Here is a 20,268-nt window from a genome sequence, read left to right as displayed (position 1 = left end):
CCGTGAGGGACACCTTCAGGGACGCTTCGTCCATGAAGGTGTCCCTCACGGCGTTCTCCGGCGTGGTGCTGGTCAGCCGCGGTGACGAGACGCTGCTCGCCGAGGCGGCCGGGTACGCGCACCGCGGCTACGGCGTCGAGAACACCGTCGACACCCGGTTCGCGATCGCCAGCGGCACCAAGGGGTTCACCGCGCTGGTCGTCGTCGGGCTGATCGCCGAAGGCCGGCTGACCCTGGACGCCCGCGCCCGCGACTTGCTGGGCGGCGACCTCCCGCTGATCGACGACGCCGTCACCGTCGAGCACCTGCTGACGCACACGTCCGGCATCGGCGACTACTGCGACGAAGAGGCGGACCCGCCGCCGACGCCGTCCCTCGCCACGTCCGCCGACTACCTCGCCGCGCTCGACGGCTATCCGCAGAGGTCCGCGCCCGGCACGGAGTTCCGCTACAACAACGGCGCGTTCGCCGTCCTCGGCCTGCTCGCCGAACGGGTCGCGGGCCGGCCGTTCCACGACCTCGTGCACGAGCGCGTCTGCGAGCCCGCCGGAATGGCGGACACGGCGTTCCTCCGGTCGGACGCGCTGCCCGGCCGGACCGCCACCGGCTACCTGGAAGACGGCCGCACCAACGTGTTCAGCCTGCCGGTGCGCGGGCACGGGGACGGCGGGAGCTACAGCACCGCGCCGGACTTCCGGCGGTTCTGGCCCGCGTTCCTCGACGGCCGGATCGTGCCCCGCGAGTGGGTGGCCCGGATGCTGCGCCCGCACGCCCCGGGTTACGGCCTCGGCTTCTGGCTGCCGTGGCCCGGCGCCGTGCGGCTCGAAGGCGGCGACCACGGCGTGTCGTTCCGGAGCACGCACTCCGGCGGCGTCACCGCGACGCTCCTCTCGAACGACCACCGCGGCGGCGGACCGCTGCTCCAGCGGCTGGACGAGTTCTTGACGAAGCCTTGACACCCCTCGGCCGCCGGGGCTAACTTCGGCGAATTCAATGGTCTGGCCGCATACCTTTCAAGAGGTGCCCGATGGATGTCTCCGACCAGCAGACCACTCCCGACCACGACCCCGCCCAGGACGACGACTCCGCACGCCTGCACCAGCTCGGCTACGCGCAGGAGCTCAAGCGGACGATGTCGGGGTTCTCGAACTTCGCCGTCTCGTTCACCATCATCTCCATCCTGTCCGGCTGCCTGACGCTCTACGGGTTCGGCATGAAGACCGGCGGGCCGGCCGCGATGATCTGGGGCTGGCCGCTCGTCGGGATCTTCGTCATCCTGGTCGGCCTGGGCATGGCCGAGGTCTGCTCCAGCTACCCGACCGCGGGCGGGCTGTACTACTGGGCGGCGCGGCTGGCGCGGAAGAACGGCCCCGCGTGGTCGTGGTTCACCGGCTGGTTCAACCTCGTCGGGCAGATCGCCGTCACCGCGGGCATCGACTTCGGCGCGGCCCTGTTCCTCAACGCGTTCCTCGACCTGCAGTGGGGCTTCTCGGCGACGCCGGGGCACACGATCCTGCTGCTCGCGATCATCCTCGTGGTGCACGGCCTGCTGAACACCTTCGGGGTCCGGATCGTGGCGATCCTCAACAACGTCAGCGTGTGGTGGCACCTCATCGGCGTGCTGGTGATCGTCGGCGTGCTGATCTTCGTGCCCGCCAAGCACCAGGACGCGTCGTTCGTCTTCGGCAGTTTCGTGAACCAGACGGGCTGGGGCTCGGCGTTCTACGTCTTCGCGCTGGGTCTCCTGGTGGCGCAGTACACGCTGACCGGTTACGACGCGTCGGCGCACATGACCGAGGAGACGAAGAGCGCGGCGACGGCCGGGCCGCGCGGCATCGTGATGTCGATCGTCGTCTCGCTCGTCGCGGGCTGGATCCTGCTGATCGGCCTGACGTTCGCGATCCAGGACTACGCGGGCGAAGTCGGCTCGGCCACCGGCGTCCCGCCCGCGCAGATCTTCATCGACGCGACCGGCGCGGTCACCGGCAAGTTCCTGCTGCTGATCTGCATCGGCGCGCAGCTGTTCTGCGGCATGGCGTCGGTGACGGCCAACTCGCGGATGATCTACGCGTTCGCCCGCGACGGCGCGATCCCCGGGTCGAAGTTCTGGCACAAGATCAACAAGCGCACGCAGACGCCGACCAACGCCGTCTGGCTGGGTGCGGGCGGCGCGCTGATACTCGCGCTGCCGTACCTGTGGAGCGCGACGGCCTACGCGGCGGTGACCTCGATCGCCGTGGTGGGGCTGTACGTGGCGTACGTGATCCCGGTGTTCCTGCGCGTCCGCCAGGGTGACGACTTCGAGCGCGGGCCGTGGCACCTCGGCCGCTGGGGCAAGCCGGTCGGCATCGTCGCGACCACGTGGGTCGTCCTGATCTTCATCCTGTTCATGCTGCCGCAGGTTTCCCCGGTGACGGTGGACTCGTTCAACTACACACCGGTCGCGTTCCTCGTGGTGCTCGGCGGCGCGGGACTGTGGTGGGTGCTCTCGGCGCGGAAGTGGTTCAAGGGCCCCAAGGTCCAGGGCTCGGAGGCCGAACTCGCGGCCGTGGAACAGGAACTCAAGGAACTCGGCTGACGCTCGGTGCAAGTTGTCGTGAGTGTTTAGGGCGGTTCTAACCGCCCTAAACACTCACGACGAGCCGCGGCAGACTCAGGAAGTCCGGGCTTCCCGTGCCGGGACGGAGTCCTCGACCCGGACGTCGTGGCCCGGGCGGACGACCGTGACCGCCACCGCGCCCAGGGCGCCGACCGCCGCGAAGGCGTAGAAGCCCCACGGGTAGGCGATTCCGGCCGTCAGCAGCGCGCCGCCGAGCAGCGGGCCGGAGATCGCGCCGATCCGGCCGATGCCGGCGGACCAGCCGAGGCCGGTCGCGCGGATCGCGTCCGGGTAGATCCGGCCGATGTAGGCGTACACCAGCACCTGGGCGCTGAAGACGAAGCAGCCGGTCAGGAACACCGCCGCGTACAGCCCGACGGCCGGCAGCCGCACGCTCAGCAGCGCCAGGAACACCGCACCCGCGATGAACCAGACGCGCGCGGACGGCCGGATGCCGACGCGGTCGGCGACCCGGCCCGCGACGAGCAGGCCCACGATGCCACCGACGTTCAGCGTCAGCAGCAGGCTGAGCGCGGCGCCGAGCGGGTAGCCGGCCTGGCGCATGATCTCCGGCAGCCAGGTGTTCAAGCCGTAGACCAGCAGCAGGCCCATGAACGACGTGATCCAGAACGCGATGGTGGCGCGCAGCAGCCCGCCGCGGAACAGGCCGGCGACGGCGTGCCCGGCCGAGCGCTCGGTCTCGCGGACCCGCTGGAACGACTCGGACTCCGGCAGGAACTTCAGCATCAGCGGGATCAGCACCACCGCGGGCAGCGCCCCGGCGACGAACATCGCGCGCCAGCCCAGCGGCGAGATCAGCACGATCGCCAGCAACGCCGTCAGCACCGCGCCGACGTGGTAGCCGGTCATCACCGTGGTCGTCGCGCTGCCGGCCTTGCCGCGGCGCGCGTACTCCGTGACCAGCGTGATGGCCGTCGGCAGGCAGCCGCCGAGACCGAGCCCGGCGACGAAGCGCAGCAGGCCGAAGACGAACGTCGACGGCGCGAAGGCGCACAACAGCGTGCACAGCGAGAACAACGCGACCGAGATGATCAGGGACTTCCGGCGGCCGATGACGTCGGTGATCGTGCCGATCGCCAGGCCGCCCAGCATCATCCCGGCCAGGCCGACCGTCGAGACGACCGACGCCGTGGCGGGCGTCAGGCCCCAGACGTGGTCACGCAGGAGCACGGGCAGCACTGAGCCGAGCACGACGAGGTCGAACCCGTCGAGCAGAACGGCGGTCCAGGCCAGGGGCACGACCCAGGAGCGAGTGCCAGGGGACATGGGGAACCTCCGGATGTGCGTCGGTGCACGTCATCCGCACAGGTGTGCGTAGTGCGCACAAGTATGCACAGGGGGTACGACGTAATCCAGGTCACTTCCATTCACCGGAAGGCAAGCGCAGGCTCTCTACCTGCGGGAAGATCACGCGCGTGGAGATCCTGGTCCTGATGGGCGTGCTCACCGGCTCGCTCGCGCTGACGGCGTTCGCGCGGCGCTACAACCTGTCCGCGCCACTGCTGGTGGTCGTGGTCGCGCTCGGGGTCGCGCTGATTCCAGGCGTGCCGCGGCTCGAGCTGGAGCCGGAGCTGGTCCTCACCGTCGTGCTGCCGCCGCTGCTCTACTCGACGTCGCTCGAAAGCTCGGTGACGCACTTCAAGCGCAACCTGCGCCCGATCGTCGCGCTGGGCGTGGTGCTCGTGGCCGTCACCGCGGTGGTCGTCGCGCTGGTCGTGCACCTGCTGCTGCCGGACGTGCCGTTCGCCTCCGCGCTCGTCCTCGGCGCGGTCGTGGCGCCGCCGGACGCCGTGACGGCGGTGGCGATCGGCCGCAAGCTCGGCCTGCCGCGGCGCGTGATGAGCGTGCTGACCGGCGAAAGCCTGGTCAACGACGCCGCCGCGCTGACGCTCTACAAGGTCGCGCTCGCCGCCGTCGCCGGCACCGCGGGCTCGGCCGGGCACGGCTTCGCGGTGTTCGGCGTCGCGACCGTGCTGGGCATCGCCGTCGGCCTGGCGATCGGCGCGCTCGTGGTGGGGATCCGGCGGCTGCTCGACGACCCGCTGCTGGAGTCGGCGTTCGGGATCATCGTGCCGTTCGGCGCGTACGTCACCGCCGAGCACCTGCACCCGTTCGGCGAGGAGTTCAGCGGCTCCGGCGTGCTCGCCGTCGTCGCCGCGGGCCTCTACCTCGGGCACCGTTCGCTCTACGCGTCACCCGCGACGCGGATGCAGGACAGATCCGTCTGGGCGTCGATCGACGTCCTGCTGGAGGCGCTGGTGTTCGCGCTGATGGGCCTGCAGCTGCCGTTCGTGCTCGACGGCGCCGCGCACGCGGCCCGCGACAACGGCACCCTCGCGCTGGTGGCGCTGGCCGTGCTCGCGGTGACGATGCTGGTGCGGATCCCGGCGGTGGCGCTGTTCGCGTACCTGCCGAAGACGTTGCGGCTGTTCGGCCAGGTCCGCCGGGCGCCCGACTGGCAGACGATCGCGGTGATCTCGTGGACCGGCATGCGTGGCGTCGTCACGCTCGCCGCCGCGGCCGGCGTCCCGGCCGACACCCCCGGCCGCGAGGAGATCCAGCTGTTCGCGTTCGCGGTGGCGATCGGCACGGTGCTCATCCAGGGCCTCACGCTGCCGCCGTTGATCCGGGTGCTGAAGGTGCAGGACCCGTCGGAGACCTCGCGGGACGAAGCCGAGGAGCTCGCGGCCCGCGAGGTCGCGCAGAAGGCGGCGCACGCGCGGTTGCGCGAGATCAGCCGCGACCGGCTCGCCGAGCTGGACCTGCCGCCGGAGAAGGTCGAGCGCCTGAAGGAGCGGCTCGAACGGCTCGTTGACACCCGCTACCGGTTCGCCAAAGCGGCGATCACGCTGTCCGGCGAGGACCGCTCCGGCAGCCCGCAGGCGCAGTTCGCGAAGGCCCGGCGCGAGCTGCTGATCACCCAGCGCAAGGCGATGATCGAGGAGAACCGCGCGGGCCGGCTCGACGACGAGATCCTCGGGAAGATGCTGCGCGAGCTGGACCTGGAGGAGCTGTCGGTGTCGACGACGCTCACGAACCGATTGAGCTGATCACCTCCCAGGTCCGTCGCCGCTCCTCGGACGAGCGGATGCCGGTCTGCGACACGAGGACGTCGGTCGCACCGGCGTCGTAGTACCGCCGGAGCCCGGCGAGGACCGTCTTCTCGTCACCGATGATCGCCAGGTCCGCCGGATGATCGACACCTTCCGCAGCCAGGATCCTTTGATACGACGGGATCTGCGCGTAGAAGGCCATCTGTTCGACGGCGAGGGCGCGCACGGCGTCCGGCTCGTTCGTGACGATCGCGGGCACGGCGGCGAGGATCCGCTTGCCCGCGGGCAGGTGCGGCACGATCTGTTCGGCCAGCGCCCGCGGCCCGGCGAGGAACGGCAGGGTCCCGTCGGCCAGCTCACCGGTGACGCGCAGCGCCTGCGGCCCCATCGCGGCGACGATGATCGGCACCTCACCGCCCACAGTGGACAGTCCGGGCGCGTGGGCCTGGACGGTCTCGCCGTCGAAGTCGACGGCCTCGCCGGTGAAGACCTGCTTGAGCACGGTCAGGTACTCGCGCAGGTGCTTGATGGGCGGCGGGTACTCGACGCCGTAGACGGGCCCGAGGAACCCCTTCGAGCCGAGCCCGACGCCGAGGGTGAACCGCCCACCGGTGGCGGCGTGGGCGGTCTGCGCCGCGTTCGCGACCACCAGCGGGTGCCGCGGGTAGATGGGCACCACGGACGTGCCGACCTCGAGCCCGGGGTTCTCCCGCCCCGCGAGTGCGGCGACGGTGATGGCGTCCTGGCTGAGCGGAAGCTGCGAGAACCACACGGACTTGAGCCCGGCACCAGCGGCTTGCCTGGCCTGCGCCAGGAGCTCGTCGACGAGGTTGGGCGCGGCGGCGGTGTCGCCCGAGGGAAGCGTGACTCCGATGGTCATGATCCTCACGCTAACCCTCGGTGCCACCGGTTTCCGGCTTCCCAGCGCTTGAGAAGCGGAGTTATCCACAATGGGGTCGGTTGTCCACAGATTTCGTCCGGACCCGTTTTCGCGCCGGGGGTGCCGATACGCTGGAGACGGGACCGGCCCCCCAAGGGAAGGGCGGGGTGGGCCTCGGCGGCGGGATGGCCGGGCAAGCCCGGCGAACCCCGGCCCACGCCAGAAGGCGGACCACCGCGCCATGATCCCCGCCTCGGCCGGTCAGGCAAGCGCTTCCGCATCCCGGGAACCGGCGCTCCCAGCGCGTGGGAAGTCGCGCGAACCGTGAGGGAATCACCCACTCTGGGGCGAGATCCCGATCACCATCCTCAGGAGATCCCATGTCGCTGACCGACGTCATCGACGGCACTCGCAAGGCCGTCGACGCCGACCCGCACAACGCCGCCGTGTCCTTCAGCGTGGAGCACACCCTGAAGCCCGGCACCAGGACCGAAGTCGCCGTCAAGGTGCGGGGGCACGAGTTCACCGTCGACGAGCCGCCGGCGCTCGGCGGTGCCGACCAGGCCGCGAACCCCGTCGAGTTCGCGCTCGCCGCGCTCGGGTCGTGCCAGGTGATCACGTACCAGTTCTGGGCGGCCAAGCGCGGGATCCCGCTCGACTCGGTCAAGGTCACCGTCGACGGCGACCTCGACCTGCACGGCTTCTTCGGCTTCTCGCTCAACACCCGCCCCGGTTTCGGGGACGTCCGGGTGTCCGTCGAGCTCGAAGGATCGGCGAGCCGGGAGCGCTACGAAGACCTCAAGCGCGAGGTCGACGAGCACTGCCCGGTGCTCGACCTGTTCCGCAACGAGACGCCGGTCAGCACGAAGCTGACTTAAACGAACTGGTGCCGCACGATCGTCTGCTCGCGGCCCGGGCCGACGCCGATCGCCGAGATCCGGGCGCCCGACAGCTCTTCGAGGCGCTCGACGTACGCGCGGGCGTTCGCCGGGAGCTCCTCGAACGTGCGGCACGCCGAGATGTCCTCGAACCAGCCCGGGTGCTCTTCGTAGATGGGGATCGCGTGGTGCACGTCGGTCTGCGTCATCGGCATGTCCTGCGTGCGGAAGCCGTCGACCTCGTAACCCACGCACACCGGCACCTTCTCCAGGCCGGACAGCACGTCCAGCTTGGTGAGGAAGTAGTCGGTGATGCCGTTGACGCGGACCGCGTAGCGCGCGATCACCGCGTCGAACCAGCCGGTGCGCCGCGAGCGGCCCGTGGTGACGCCGAACTCGCCGCCCTGCTTGCGCAGGTACTCGCCGGACTCGTCGTTCAGCTCGGTAGGGAACGGGCCGGAGCCGACGCGCGTGGTGTAGGCCTTGAGGATGCCGAGCACCGTGCCGATCCGGCCCGGGCCGATGCCCGAACCGGCGCTCGCGCCACCGGACGTCGGGTTCGACGACGTCACGAACGGGTAAGTGCCGTGGTCGACGTCGAGCAGCGTGCCCTGTGAGCCTTCGAGCAGCACGGTCTCACCGCGCTCGAGGGCCTGGTTGAGCTGCAGCCGGGTGTCGGCGATGCGGTGCGCGAACTTCTCGCCCGCGGCGAGCACCTCGTCGGCGACCTGGTTCGCCTCCAGCGCCTTGCGGTTGTAGACCTTCACCAGCACCTGGTTCTTGAACTCCAGCGCGGCTTCGACCTTCTGCCGGAAGATCTTCTCGTCGAGCAGGTCCTGCACGCGGACGCCGACGCGGGCGATCTTGTCCTGGTAGCACGGCCCGATGCCGCGGCCGGTGGTGCCGATCTTGCGGCTGCCCAGGTAGCGCTCGGTGACTTTGTCGATGGCCACGTGGTACGGCATGATCAAGTGCGCGTCGGCGGAGATCAGCAGCTTGGACGTGTCGACGTCCCGCGCTTCGAGTCCGGACAGCTCGTCCAGCAGCACACCCGGATCGACGACCACGCCGTTGCCGATGACGTTGGTCACGCCGGGGGTGAGGATGCCGGACGGGATGAGGTGCAGGGCGAAGTTCTCGCCGTTCGGCAGGACGACCGTGTGACCGGCGTTGTTGCCACCCTGGTAGCGGACGACCCACTGGACGCGGTCACCCATCAGGTCGGTGGCCTTGCCCTTGCCTTCGTCTCCCCATTGGGCACCGATGAGCACGATGGCCGGCATGTGACACTCCAAGGTGTTCGACGACGTGAGGTTTGGTGTCCGGGGCGGACACCGGTGGCGCTGGTAAATGCCGGTGCATGACTGTAACGGAGGACCCGCGGGTGCGCGGAATAGTGGTGGCCTGTGGCGACGACGCGGCCGGCTTCGAAGAAGTCGATGACGTCGAATCGGTCCGCGTGCCGAGCCGTCCCGGCAAAGCGGAAATCGACCCCTTGCTGGGCGAACACGATCACCTGGTGGTGTCGGGCACGGACGCCGATCTCGCCGCGGTCGTGTTGCGACTGTTGCGGAAGGACGCGATCTCCGGCGTGTCGGTCGGGTTCGTGCCGTCCTCGCCGGACTCGTCGGTCGCCGCGCTGTGGGGGTTGCCGAAGACGCCGCTGCAGGCGCTCGCGCTCGCGTTGCGCGGCGAGGTCGACCCGGTGCCGCTGATCCGCGACGACGTCGGCGGTGTGCTCGTCGGGCGCGGGCTGCTGCGGCTCGTCCGCGGCGTGGCTTACTGCGACGAGCAGGTCGCGCTGCGCGGGCCGGCCGCGTCGATCGAGGTGACGCCGGATCCGGGCGGGCCGGGCCTGGCCGTGCGCGTGGTGAAGGGGACCGTCTTCAAGCGACCGACGACGCTGTACTCGCGCGCTTTCCAGATCGGCTGCATCCCCACGCGGCCGGTGCGCGACGACGTGGTCTTCGACCGCGCGGTGAACAAGTGGACCTGGTACCGGCACACGGAGGATCTGCGACTCGTTCGTGGAGCGGCCTGACCTGCGTTTTTCACTCTCACGTGAGCCAGCAGACACTCAGCGTTGGCGAACGGGCAGCAACATGTCACCTATACGTGTTGCACACGCCACTCAGGTGTATCAGGGTTAGCTGTCCCCACACCTGACATGGAGGCAGCAATATGCCAACCAGGCGTGCTGTTCGTCATTCCTTGGCTGTCCTCGCCGCCACCGCGGTGCTCTCCGGAACATTGGCCGGCGTCGCCGACGCCACCCCGCCGGGCGTCCCGTCCGCCGCGACGGCGAAGTCGGAGCTGGCTTCGCTGACCGTGAAGGCCGACGGGTCCCAGACCGGCTACAGCCGCGACAAGTTCCCGCACTGGATCGACCAGGGCAACAGCTGCGACACGCGCGAAGTCGTGTTGAAGCGCGACGGCACGAACGTCGTCACCGGGTCGAACTGCGCCGCCACCTCCGGCAGCTGGTTCAGCCCGTACGACGGCGAGACCTGGACGGCGGCGTCCGATGTGGACATCGACCACGTGGTGCCGCTGGCCGCCGCGTGGCGCACCGGCGCGTCGTCGTGGACGACGGCCCAGCGCCAGGCGTACGCGAACGACCTGACCGACCCGCAGCTCATCGCCGTGACGGACAACGTCAACCAGTCGAAGGGCGACAAGTCGCCCGACCAGTGGAAGCCGCCGCTCACCGGTTACTGGTGCACCTACGCGAAGATGTGGGTCGCGGTGAAGACGAAGTTCAAACTCACCGTCAACACCGCGGAGAAGACGGCCCTGACGGACATGCTCGGCCGCTGCTGACCCGGGTCTGCCGCAGCTCGTCGTGAGTGTTTAGGGCGGTTCTAACCGCCCTAAACACTCACGACAACTCGAGCCGAGCGGAAGTCAAGGGCGAATCGTTGCGGTGCCAGGGGTTGGGACCCGGGTTCGCACTGTGGGACGGCCTCAAGTGCGGAACTAGCGTCGCGCTTGAAGTCGCAACCGCTCCCCTGGAGGCCGTCGGTGTCCCAGCTTTCCCGTGCCCGCAACGCCGCGGCCCTGCTCGCCCTGCCCGTGCTGCTGACCGCCTGCTCCGCTGCGGGCGGCGAGCAGAGCGCCGCCGACGCCGGTCCGCCCAAGGCCGGCGGCACGCTCCGGCTCGGCATCTCGTCCGCGCCCGACTGCGTCGACCCGCAGCAGACCGCCACGAACGCGTCGATCAACGTCGCGCGCCAGCTGGTCGACTCGCTGACCGACCAGGACCCGAAGAGCGGCGAGATCAAGCCGTGGCTGGCCGAGAAGTGGGAGAGCAACGCCGATTCGACGGCGTTCACCTTCCACCTGCGCGCCGGCGCGACGTTCTCCGACGGCACGCCGGTCGACGCCGCGGCGATCAAGACCAGCTTCGACGGCATCAAGGCCCTCGGCACGAAGGCCCAGCTCGGCTACGGCTACCTCGCGGCCTACAAGAGCACGACCGTCGTCGACCCGCGGACCGCGCGCCTCGAGTTCTCCGCGCCCAGCGCCCAGTTCCTGCAGGCCAGCTCGACGGTGTCGCTCGGCGTCCTGGCCCCCGCGGCGTTCCAGAAGACGCCGGAGCAGCGCTGCCAGGGCAACGGCCTGGTCGGCTCCGGGCCGTTCGTCTTCGAGAGCCTGAAGCAGAACCAGGAGATCGTGCTGGCCAAGCGCAAGGGCTACACCTGGGGCTCGTCGCTGTTCAAGCACCAGGGTGAGGCGTACCTCGACAAGATCGACTACAAGATCGTGCCGGAGCCCGGCGTCCGCACCGGCAGCCTCGCCTCCGGGCAACTCGACGCGATCACCGACGTCCAGCCGGTCGACGAGCCGCAGTTCACGAGCAACGGCTTCACCGAGAACATCCGGCCGAACCCGGGGGTCGTGTTCAACCTGCACGCGAACACCACCCGCGGTGTGCTCACCGACGAAAAGGTGCGCCAGGCCGTGCTCAAGGGCGTCGACCGCACCGAGGTCGTGAACACCGTGCTGACGCCGAGCTACAAGCCGGCCACCAGCATCCTGGGCTCGGCGACGCCGTTGCACAGCGACCTGTCCGCGCAGCTGGCCTACGACCAGAAGGGCGCCACGGCGCTGCTGGACGGCGACGGCTGGGTGCCCGGCGCCGACGGCATCCGGGTGAAGAACGGGCAACGGCTGAGCGCGGCCGTCGTGTTCTCGCCGGTGTTCAACCAGAACCGCAGCGTGCTGGAGCTGATCCAGCAGCAGCTGCGCAAGATCGGTTTCGACCTCAAGATCGAGCAGCACACCAACGCCGAGACCACGCAGATCCAGCTGAGCGGCAACTACGACTTCCTCTGGTACAACGTCACCCGCGCCGACCCGGACATCCTGCGCGGCCAGTTCTCCACGAAGGCCGGCAACCGCAGCCGGCTCACGCCGGGCAACCCGCTCGACGTCGCCCTCGACGCTCAGTCGTCCACTGTGGACAACGCCAAGCGGAAGCCGTCGGCCGACGAGGCGCAGAAGCTGATCGTCGACCACGCCTACGCGGTGCCGGTGTTCGAGCTGACCCAGGTCGTCGCGGAGAGCGCCAAGGCGCACGCCGTCGACTTCGAAGCGTCGTCACGGCTGCAGCTGTTCGACGCGTGGCTGTCGTGAGGAACTACCTGCTCCGCCGGGTCGCGCAAGCGGTCTTCGTGCTGTGGGCGGCGTTCACGCTGTCGTTCCTGATCCTCTACCTGCTGCCGGGTGACGCTGTTTCGGCGAAGCTCGCCGGCGGGGAGGCCGGGTCGTCGACGACGCCGGAGCAGCTCGCCGCGGCCCGCGCGGAGTACGGCCTCGACTCGCCGCTGCCGGTCCAGTACCTGAAACGGCTGGTCTCGGCGTTGCACGGCGACTTCGGCCGCAGCGTCGCGACCGGCGACGACGCGACGCACATGGTCGTCACGGCGTTGCCGCCGACGCTCGCCGTGACGAGCCTGGCCCTGGTGCTCGCCGTGCTGTTCGGTGGTGGCTCGGCGTTCCTGGGCACGTTCACGCAGTTCCGCTGGCTGCGGCAGGCGCTGCTGTCCCTGCCGTCGCTGGCGATCTCGCTGCCGCCGTTCTGGGTGGGCCTGGTGCTGATCCAGTTCTTCTCGTTCCGGTTGCGGCTGCTGCCCGCGCTCGGCACGCAGGGCTTCGAGACGATCATCCTGCCCGCGATCACGCTCGCCCTGCCGACCGGCGCGATCATCGGCCAGGTGCTGGCGAAGAGCCTGGCCACGCAGCAGGAGCAGCCGTACGCGGAGATCGCCGCGGCCAAGGGCGCGAGCCGCTGGCGCGTCCACTTCGGACACCTCTTGCGCAACGCCGCGGTGCCGACACTGACCGTCGCCGGGGTGGTGGCGGGCAACCTGGTCGCCGGTTCGGTGATCACCGAGACGGCGTTCTCGCGCGACGGCGTCGGCCGGGTGACCGCGGCCGCCGTCACCGCGCAGGACGTCCCGGTGGTGCAGGCGGTGATCGTGCTGGCCGCGCTGGTGTTCGTGGTGCTCAACCTGAGCGTCGACCTGCTCTACCCGCTGCTCGATCCGCGGATCGCGCGTACCCCCGAGGCGGTGGCCCGTGGTTGACCTCGCCACCAAGCGGCACTTTCACGTGAAAGTGCCGTTCCCGCCGGGGCTCGTGATCGCCGTTGTGGTGCTGGCGTTCGTGCTGCTCGCCGCGTTCGTGCCCGGCCTGTTGACCAGCTACGACCCGATCACCGGCGTCCCGGCCGAACGGCTGCAGGGGCCGTCGCTGCACCACTTCTTCGGCACCGACGAGACCGGCCGCGACGTCTACGCGCGGGTGATCCACGGCGCGTCGCTCTCGCTGCGCGCGACCGCGATCGCCGTGCTGACGGCGTTGATCGCGGGCTCGGCGCTGGGCCTGCTCGCCGGGTTCCGCGGCGGCTGGGCCGACACCGTGATCATGCGGATCGTCGACGTCTTCCTGGCCATCCCGCCGATCCTGCTGTCGCTGGCCCTGGTCACGGCGCTGGGTTTCGGCACGACGAACGTCGCGATCGCCGTCGGCATCGCGAACCTCGCGTCCTTCGCGCGAGTCATGCGCGCGGAGGTGCTTCGCGTGCGAAGCGGCGTATTCGTCGAAGCCGCGCGAGCCAGCGGAGTGCGCTGGTCCGGTGTGCTGCTGCGGCACGTCCTGCCGAACGCGGCGGGCCCGGTGCTCGCGCTCGCGACGCTCACCCTCGGCACGGCCGTGCTCGAGGTGTCGGCGCTGAGCTTCCTCGGTTTCGGCGCGACCCCACCGACGCCGGAGTGGGGCTCGCTCGTCGCCGGCGGCCGCAGTTTCCTGGCCACGGCCTGGTGGATGACGACGTTCCCGGGATTGACGGTCGCGGCGGTGGTCCTGTCCGCGAACCGGCTGTCCCGCGCACTGGACGGAGGCGAGCGATGACCCTGCTGCGCATCGAAAACCTGGCCGTGTCGTACCGGACGCGGGCCGGGCTGGTCCCGGCCGTCCAGGACGTCAGCCTCGACGTCGGCGAAGGCGAGGTCGTCGCGGTCGTCGGCGAGTCCGGCTCGGGCAAGTCGACCACCGCACACGCGGCGATCGGCCTGCTCCCCCGCGGCGGCCGGATCGACGGCGGCGCGATCAGCTTCGGCAACCGCGACCTGACGTCGTTGTCCCTCAAGCAATGGCGGAGTGTGCGAGGCCGGGAGATCGCGCTGGTGCCGCAGGACCCGGCCGTCTCGCTCAACCCGGTGCACCGGATCGGCGAGCAGGTCGCGGAGGTGCTGCGGATCCACGGCCTCGCCGACCGCCGCGCCGCTTCGCTGCAGGCCGTCGAACTGCTCGAACGCGCGGGAGTACCTTCGCCGGAGCTGCGGGCAAAGCAGTACCCGCACCAGTTGTCGGGCGGGCTGCGGCAGCGCGTGCTGATCGCGGCCGCGCTGGCCGGGCGGCCGAAGCTGATCATCGCGGACGAGCCGACCAGCGCGCTCGACGTCACCGTGCAGCGACGGATTCTCGACCACCTGACGTCGCTGGCCGCGGAGTCGGGGACGGCGATCCTGCTGATCACGCACGACCTGGGCGTCGCGGCCGATCGCGCGTCACGGATTGTCGTGCTCTCCCGCGGCGAAGTCGCCGAAGAAGGCAAGACCGCCGAAATCGTCAGCGCGCCTTCGCAGCCGTACACGCAGCAACTGCTCGCGGCGGCACCAAGCATGACGAGCACACTGCGTCCGGCGGCTCCGGCCGCCGAGCCGCTGGTGACGGTGCGCGACCTGGCGAAGACGTTCGACGGCGGCATCCGCGCGGTCGACGGCATCTCGTTCGACATCCCCCGCGGCCAGACCCTGGCGCTGGTCGGCGAGTCCGGCTCGGGCAAGTCGACGACGGCGCGCATGCTGCTGCGCCTCGAAACGCCGTCCGCCGGTGCGATCGAGTTCGACGGCCAGGACATCACGTCACTCGGCGGCAACGAGCTGCGCCGGCTGCGGCGCCGGATGCAGATCGTCTACCAGAACCCGTACGCGTCACTGAACCCGAAGTTCTCGATCGAGGACGTCATCGCCGAGCCGCTGCGGGCGTTCGGTCTGCCGCGCACGCGGGTTCCGGAGCTGCTGGAGCAGGTCGCGCTGCCGGCGTCGGTGGCCCGCCGAAAGCCGGCTGAGCTCTCAGGCGGCCAGCGACAGCGGGTCGCGATCGCCCGGGCGTTGGCATTGCGGCCGGACCTGGTGGTGTGCGACGAGCCGGTGTCGGCGCTGGACGTCTCGGTGCAGGCCCAGATCCTGCGGCTGCTGGCGGAACTGCAGTCGGAGCTGGGCCTGTCGTACCTGTTCATCTCGCACGACCTGGCGGTGGTCCGGCAGCTCGCGGACCAGGTGGGCGTGTTGCGGGCGGGAACGATGGTCGAACTGGGCCCGGCCGCGCAGGTGCTGCACGAGCCGAAGGCGGAGTACACGAAGGAACTGCTGGCGGCGATCCCGGGACGGTCGGTCCAGGAGGTCGGTTGAGACCGCGCTGTTCTCCCCTCTCGATCACCTAGAACGCGTCTTCCAACTCGGTCCACCAGCATCAATCCTGCTTGGCTCGGCCGCCGCGTCGAGGAGATCGGGCGGCCGGAGAGCTGGTCGACGGCTTCGGCGGGAGTTTTCCGTCGTCCTTGCGCTGCTCCGGGAGCTGCGCTTCCGGGGTTTGCGCGGGGCCGGCCTCGATCTCGAAGAAAGGCGCTTTGACGCGAACCCGGTCACCGGGCTGCCGGTTCTTCAAGAACTGGCGCATGAGCAGGGAAACTCCGCCAAAAACGACCGCGACGAGGGCGACAACGGCCCACAAGCCCCCGGTGGACATCTCCGCGATGCGGGTGATGACGGCCTCAGCAGACACGGGCGTCCCATACCGCCAGTGCGCCCCGAGGCGTACACACCGGCCGGCTAGGGGCTGGTGCCTGAATGAGCCACGATCGGAGATCGCGGCTGAGCCTTGCCAACCCTGTCCTCGGGTGCTCACTACCGCGAGCAGTTCAGGGTCAACGAGTCTCGCGTTGTAGCGAGCTTCGCGGAGTAGTGGAACTGCCGTCAAAAACCGCAGGTCCCTTTGGATCTCTGCAGCCCTCGACGAACTAGCAAGGAGTGTACCTCGCAGTCGACGCTTTGCACTGCGGGTAATCCGGTGATTTCGCCTCATGCGGTCTCGGTGAACGGCCTGACCGCAGGCAAGGCCCGCTCGGCGCTGGAGCTGTTCCGACGTCATGCCGGCGGTGGTGAAAGAGCTACTGCCTCGCGTCTGAAGTTGAGACAAAACCGGACAGGATCGACGGTGGGTTCTTTCCTCACCACCCTCCGCGACGTATGGTCTGGACCATGCGGAGGATCGGCGTGGCCTTCGTGGCCTTGGTGATGCTGCTTTCGGGTGCGGTGCCGGCTTCGGCCGCCGCCGGGCGCAGGGTGATCGTCTACTACCAGACCATCTACAACGGCTCCACCTACGTCTCACCGCTCACACTCACCCAGAACAACACCGGCGTCACCGACGTCGTCGTCGGGGCGATCCACCTCGACACGAACGGTGTCGTGCACCTCAACGACGATCCGCCGAACGCGTCGAAGTTCACGCGGATGTGGCAGGACCTCGCGACCCTGCGCAGCCAGGGGGTGCACGTGCTCGCCTTCGTCGGCGGGGCCGCGGCGGGCAGCTTCCAGCGGCTCGAAACGCAGTTCGACACCTACTACCCCTTGCTGCGCAACCTGATCCGGACGTACTCGCTCTCCGGCATCGACCTGGACGTCGAAGAGCACATGTCCAACGGCGCGCTCAACAAGCTGATCGACGCGCTGCGGGCGGACTTCGGCAGCTCGTTCCTCGTCACGCTCGCCCCGGTGGCGAGCGAGCTGACCGGCGGCGGCGGGCTGTCCGGGCTGAACTACGACACCCTCTACCGCGACCGCGGCGCGCAGATCTCCTGGTTCAACACGCAGTTCTACTGCGGCTGGGGCTCGCTGAGCAGCACGTCCGGCTACGACAACATCGTCAAGCGCGGCATCGTGCCCGCGAGCAAGGTCGTCGCCGGGACCGTGACGAACCCCGCGAACTGCAGTGGTTACGTCGCCATGTCGACCCTCCAGTCGACGGTGCGCGGTCTCGTCTCGAAGTACCCGGACTTCGGCGGGATCGACGGCTGGGAGTACTTCAACTCCCTGCCCGGCGGCACGTCCGCGCCGTGGCAGTGGGTGCAGCAGATCGCCCCGGTCGTCAAGGGCTGACCAGTACGCTCGGGTGGTGCGAATCCTCTTCTCGTGCCGCCCGGCGTACGGCCACCTCTTCCCCCTGCTGCCCTTGGCCGACGCGGCGAAAGCCGTCGGCCACGACGTCGTGTTCGGCACCGGTGAGGCGTTCCTCGCCACCGTGCGCGACCGCGGTTTCGAGGCCCACCGCGCCGGCATCGCCATCAGCGACGCGGAAACCGAGGCCAACCGGCGCCACGGCGAGGACGCCGGCTTCGCCGAGGTCGGCATCACGATGTTCGGCGAGCTGCTGCCGGTGGCGCTGCTCGAAGACCTGACTCCGCTGCTCCCACGGCTGCGCCCGGACCTCGTCGTCTACGAGCAGAGCGACGTCGGCGCCGGCGTGGCGGCCCGCCGCGCGGGGATCCCCGCCGTCTCCGTCGTGATCGGCCGGTCCATGCCGCCGGAGCTGCTGGCCCTCGCCACCGAACGGCTGGCCCCACTCTGGGGCACGCTCCCCGCGGACGCCATGTTCGGCGACGCCTGCGTCGACGTCTGGCCCGACAGCGTCCGCGACCCGGGCACCGCGGGCGTGCCGAAGGTGTTCCGGATGCGCCCGACGCCGGTCGACCCCGACGTCCCGCTGCCGCCGCTGCCGGCCGACGGGTTCGTCTACCTGACGCTGGGCACCGTGGTCTTCGGCGCGACGCAGGTGCTGCGCGGGGCGCTCCACGCGCTGGCCCGGCTGCCGGTCGACGTGCTGGTGGCGCTCGGCCCCGGTGATCCCGCGCTGCTGGGCGAGCTGCCGGACCGGGTGCGGGCCGCCGGGTTCGTGCCGCAGACCGAGGTGCTGAAGCACGCGGGCCTGGTCGTGCACCACGGCGGCACCGGCACGGTGCTCGCCGCGCTCGCCGCCGGCCTGCCCCAGCTGGTGCTGCCGCAGGGCGCCGACCAGTTCGTCAACGCCGAGACGCTCACCGCCCTGGGCGCGGCACAGTCTCTGGTCGGCGAGGCCGTGCGGATGGACGCGATCGAAGCCGCGGCCCGCGAGCTGCTGGCCGACCCGAAGCCGCGCGCCATCGCCGAAGGCGTCGCGCGGGAGATCGCGGCCATGCCCGCGCCGGAGCAGGTGCTCGACGAGCTCGTCAGCTGGGCGGGTTGACCAGCGCCAGGATCTCGCGCGCCACGGCGTCGTTCTGCCGGAACGACGACGCGTTCGTCCGCGGCCGGGTGAAGGCCGCCGCCGAGCGGGCGCTGGTGTGGGGGCCCACGGCGAAGCGGTGCGTGTGCGGGTGGCCCGCGCCGTCGAGGAGGCGGGAGTCCGAGACGCGCGTGTGGATCCGGCCCGACGGCAGGTGCACGCCGGTCTCGGGGTCCGCCACCGTCTCCTCCGCCAGCTGGCCCGTGTCACGCAGCTGCCGCAGCAGGACGTCCGCCGCGCGCGTCACGCTCGGGCCCGGCAGGCGCGCCTCGATCAGCGTGCGCGACACGACCTCGCCCGGGTAACTCGCGCCGGACGCCACGAAGACGCCACGCGCGGCGTCCGCCGTCACGCGCATTTCCGCGCCCGCGAACGAAACCACCCCGACTTCGTGCAGCGCGAGCAGCTCCTCCAGCCGGCGCGGCGGCGGCCCGCTGGCGTAGTACGAGAAGAACCCGTGGAACCAACCGTCCATATCGGACACTTGGGAGGCCGCGTTCAACCGTCGCTTTTGGACCAACGCCGGCATCTGGCCGTACACCGAGAGCAGCGCCATGAACGCACCGAGGTCGGCGCTGAACGCCTGGTCGGCGCGGCGCGAGAGGTCCGCCTCGAGGTATTCGCGCAGCTCCTTGCCGAACTCCTCCGCCGTCCCGAACGCGCGGCCCGCCATCGGCCGGTCCAGCCGGTCGAGGTCGAGGCGGTCCTCCTCGGCGGGCACGGCCCGCGCGACGAGGTCCCGCATCCCCGGCGAATCCCAAGCCAGGTCGGCGAAGGCGTCGGCGAACACGGCGAAGTCCAGCCGCACCCGGTCCGGGTGCCCGGTGAACAGCTCGCTGTAGTAGCCCCAGGCCAGCTCCTTCGCGATCCGCGGCCAGACGTCGGCGCGGAAGTCGAGCGCGCCCGGCGCCCCGGCCAGCTCGTCGATGGCGTAGGCGTCGAAGAACCTGGGCAGCCGCAACGGTTTCCCGCGCAGCCGGTAGCCGATCTTCGCGTGGTAGGGCACGCCGCGCCGCGAGCCGACGTGCAGCACCGGCTCGGTGCCGCTCGGGTGGTAGCGCAGGCCGCCGCCGTCGAGCTCCTCGAAGCGGCCGCCGCGGCCTTCGGTGAGCAGCAGCATCAGGTCGACGAACGCCAGGCCGAACCCGCGCACCAGCACGGTTTCCCCCGGTTCGACGGCGGAGTAGTCGACGTCGGCGGTGTAGCCGGCCGGGTAGTAGGCGAGCCCGTGGCGCCCGGCGAACGACGCCAGCTCGCGCTCCCGCTCGTCCGGTTCCGCGTCGAGGTGCCCGACCGTGAACACGACGGCGTCCGCGCGCAGTTCCGTTCCGTCGGAGAGCCGGACCAGCGAACCTTCGACGTCCACCGCGCGCGCCGCGTGCTCGACGACGTCGATGCCGCCGGGCAGGTCGCCGAGGATCTTCCGGTACACCCAGGTCAGGTACGCGCTCTGCAGCCGCCGCGTCGGGAAGTGGAAGGCGTCCAGCGCGGTCAGCTCGGCGACGACGTCCGCGGGCACCTCGGCCTCGAGCGAGCCGTCCCGCACCTGCCGCGCCCACTCCAGCAGCGCCGGCCCGGGCAGCACCGGGCCCGCCATCTTCACCGAGTCGTCGGTGAACATCGTGACGTCCTCGGGCATGGAGTTCATCCGCAGCAACGGCGACTGGTCGTAGCGCCACACGCGGCCCGGCCCCGGCGGGAAGGGATCGATCAGGTGGACTTCGAGGCGCCGGCCGCCGAGCAGCTCGGCGGCGTTCGCGCCGAGCCGTTCGAGGACGCCGACCCCGCGGGGTCCGGCGCCCACGACGGCGAGTGTGAACGGCGCGAGATCGGCCACGTGTTCGAAGCTACGCCGGGGTTCCCGCAGCAGCCTCGAACCGTTCCACCCTGCGGACGTCGTTGCCGCACCGGTGCGTCCAGGCGTAGCCGTTGAGGGAGCGACGCGAG

At 70.4% G+C, this 20,268-nt stretch carries 17 protein-coding genes; 12 read left to right on the top strand and 5 right to left on the bottom strand.

The genetic code is table 11. From position 1 onward, the window contains the following. Positions 1–32: 32 nt before the first annotated feature. Together OG570_RS12665 and OG570_RS12660 are read left to right on the top strand one after the other, a co-directional pair. The gene (locus OG570_RS12665) at positions 33–956 is read left to right on the top strand and encodes a serine hydrolase domain-containing protein (protein ID WP_326956606.1); all 924 of its coding nucleotides are present in this window, start codon (positions 33–35) and stop codon (positions 954–956) included. Positions 957–1,027: 71 nt separating this feature from the next. Next, positions 1,028–2,578, top strand: coding sequence for an amino acid permease (locus OG570_RS12660; RefSeq protein ID WP_326945198.1), 1,551 nt, complete (start codon positions 1,028–1,030; stop codon positions 2,576–2,578). A gap of 75 nt (positions 2,579–2,653) precedes the next feature. Here OG570_RS12660 and OG570_RS12655 read toward each other — a convergent pair whose 3' ends face one another. Beyond that, the gene (locus OG570_RS12655) at positions 2,654–3,886 is read right to left on the bottom strand and encodes an MFS transporter (protein WP_326956605.1); all 1,233 of its coding nucleotides are present in this window, start codon (positions 3,884–3,886) and stop codon (positions 2,654–2,656) included. A 149-nt stretch (positions 3,887–4,035) separates the two neighbouring features. Between OG570_RS12655 and OG570_RS12650 the strand changes: the two genes are divergently transcribed. Continuing rightward, entirely contained in the window at positions 4,036–5,670 is a 1,635-nt protein-coding gene (locus OG570_RS12650) for a Na+/H+ antiporter (RefSeq protein ID WP_326956604.1), read from the top strand. On the opposite strand, the gene OG570_RS12645 is transcribed toward OG570_RS12650, so the two are convergent. Next, entirely contained in the window at positions 5,651–6,553 is a 903-nt protein-coding gene (locus OG570_RS12645; RefSeq protein ID WP_326956603.1) for a TIGR03564 family F420-dependent LLM class oxidoreductase, read from the bottom strand. The two genes, OG570_RS12650 and OG570_RS12645, sit on opposite strands and share 20 nt — an antisense overlap. A 380-nt stretch (positions 6,554–6,933) precedes the next feature. Here OG570_RS12645 and OG570_RS12640 point away from each other — a divergent pair, with 380 nt between their 5' ends. Continuing rightward, the gene (locus OG570_RS12640; protein ID WP_326956602.1) at positions 6,934–7,431 is read left to right on the top strand and encodes an OsmC family protein; all 498 of its coding nucleotides are present in this window, start codon (positions 6,934–6,936) and stop codon (positions 7,429–7,431) included. Here the strand turns inward: OG570_RS12640 and OG570_RS12635 are convergent. Further along, complete coding sequence (locus OG570_RS12635) at positions 7,428–8,714, bottom strand: adenylosuccinate synthase (protein ID WP_247059256.1); 1,287 nt, start codon at positions 8,712–8,714, stop codon at positions 7,428–7,430. The two genes, OG570_RS12640 and OG570_RS12635, sit on opposite strands and share 4 nt — an antisense overlap. A gap of 113 nt (positions 8,715–8,827) precedes the next feature. Between OG570_RS12635 and OG570_RS12630 the strand changes: the two genes are divergently transcribed. The 6 genes from OG570_RS12630 to OG570_RS12605 all read left to right on the top strand — a co-directional run bounded on the left by OG570_RS12630 (position 8,828) and on the right by OG570_RS12605 (position 15,410). Further along, positions 8,828–9,472: a hypothetical protein gene (locus OG570_RS12630; protein ID WP_326951711.1), complete on the top strand. Its 645-nt coding sequence runs from the start codon at positions 8,828–8,830 to the stop codon at positions 9,470–9,472. A gap of 140 nt (positions 9,473–9,612) precedes the next feature. Then, complete coding sequence (locus OG570_RS12625) at positions 9,613–10,251, top strand: HNH endonuclease family protein (RefSeq protein WP_247059258.1); 639 nt, start codon at positions 9,613–9,615, stop codon at positions 10,249–10,251. 201 nt (positions 10,252–10,452) lie between these two features. Next, on the top strand, positions 10,453–12,066 hold the full coding sequence (locus OG570_RS12620; protein WP_326956601.1) for an ABC transporter substrate-binding protein: 1,614 nt from the start codon (positions 10,453–10,455) through the stop codon (positions 12,064–12,066). Next, complete coding sequence (locus tag OG570_RS12615; RefSeq protein WP_326959995.1) at positions 12,063–13,019, top strand: ABC transporter permease; 957 nt, start codon at positions 12,063–12,065, stop codon at positions 13,017–13,019. The genes OG570_RS12620 and OG570_RS12615 overlap by 4 nt, the downstream gene beginning before the upstream one ends. Further along, positions 13,012–13,845, top strand: coding sequence for an ABC transporter permease (locus tag OG570_RS12610; protein WP_326956599.1), 834 nt, complete (start codon positions 13,012–13,014; stop codon positions 13,843–13,845). The genes OG570_RS12615 and OG570_RS12610 overlap by 8 nt, the downstream gene beginning before the upstream one ends. Continuing rightward, positions 13,842–15,410: an ABC transporter ATP-binding protein gene (locus OG570_RS12605; protein ID WP_326956598.1), complete on the top strand. Its 1,569-nt coding sequence runs from the start codon at positions 13,842–13,844 to the stop codon at positions 15,408–15,410. The genes OG570_RS12610 and OG570_RS12605 overlap by 4 nt, the downstream gene beginning before the upstream one ends. Positions 15,411–15,471: 61 nt before the next feature. On the opposite strand, the gene OG570_RS12600 is transcribed toward OG570_RS12605, so the two are convergent. After that, positions 15,472–15,783 (bottom strand): hypothetical protein, encoded by a 312-nt coding sequence (locus OG570_RS12600; protein ID WP_326956596.1) that lies wholly within the window; start codon positions 15,781–15,783, stop codon positions 15,472–15,474. A gap of 476 nt (positions 15,784–16,259) precedes the next feature. Here OG570_RS12600 and OG570_RS12595 point away from each other — a divergent pair, with 476 nt between their 5' ends. Further along, complete coding sequence (locus tag OG570_RS12595) at positions 16,260–17,159, top strand: glycosyl hydrolase family 18 protein (RefSeq protein WP_326945205.1); 900 nt, start codon at positions 16,260–16,262, stop codon at positions 17,157–17,159. 16 nt (positions 17,160–17,175) lie between these two features. After that, on the top strand, positions 17,176–18,282 hold the full coding sequence (locus tag OG570_RS12590; RefSeq protein WP_326956595.1) for a glycosyltransferase: 1,107 nt from the start codon (positions 17,176–17,178) through the stop codon (positions 18,280–18,282). Here OG570_RS12590 and OG570_RS12585 read toward each other — a convergent pair. Further along, positions 18,266–20,158 (bottom strand): FAD/NAD(P)-binding protein, encoded by a 1,893-nt coding sequence (locus tag OG570_RS12585; protein WP_326956594.1) that lies wholly within the window; start codon positions 20,156–20,158, stop codon positions 18,266–18,268. The two genes, OG570_RS12590 and OG570_RS12585, sit on opposite strands and share 17 nt — an antisense overlap. Positions 20,159–20,268 lie beyond the last annotated feature (110 nt).

It is taken from the genome of Amycolatopsis sp. NBC_01286 (genome assembly GCF_035982555.1).
GTDB lineage: Bacteria > Actinomycetota > Actinomycetes > Mycobacteriales > Pseudonocardiaceae > Amycolatopsis.
Note: the sequence above shows the minus strand (reverse complement) of the source record. Positions and strands in the feature narration are given on the sequence as shown.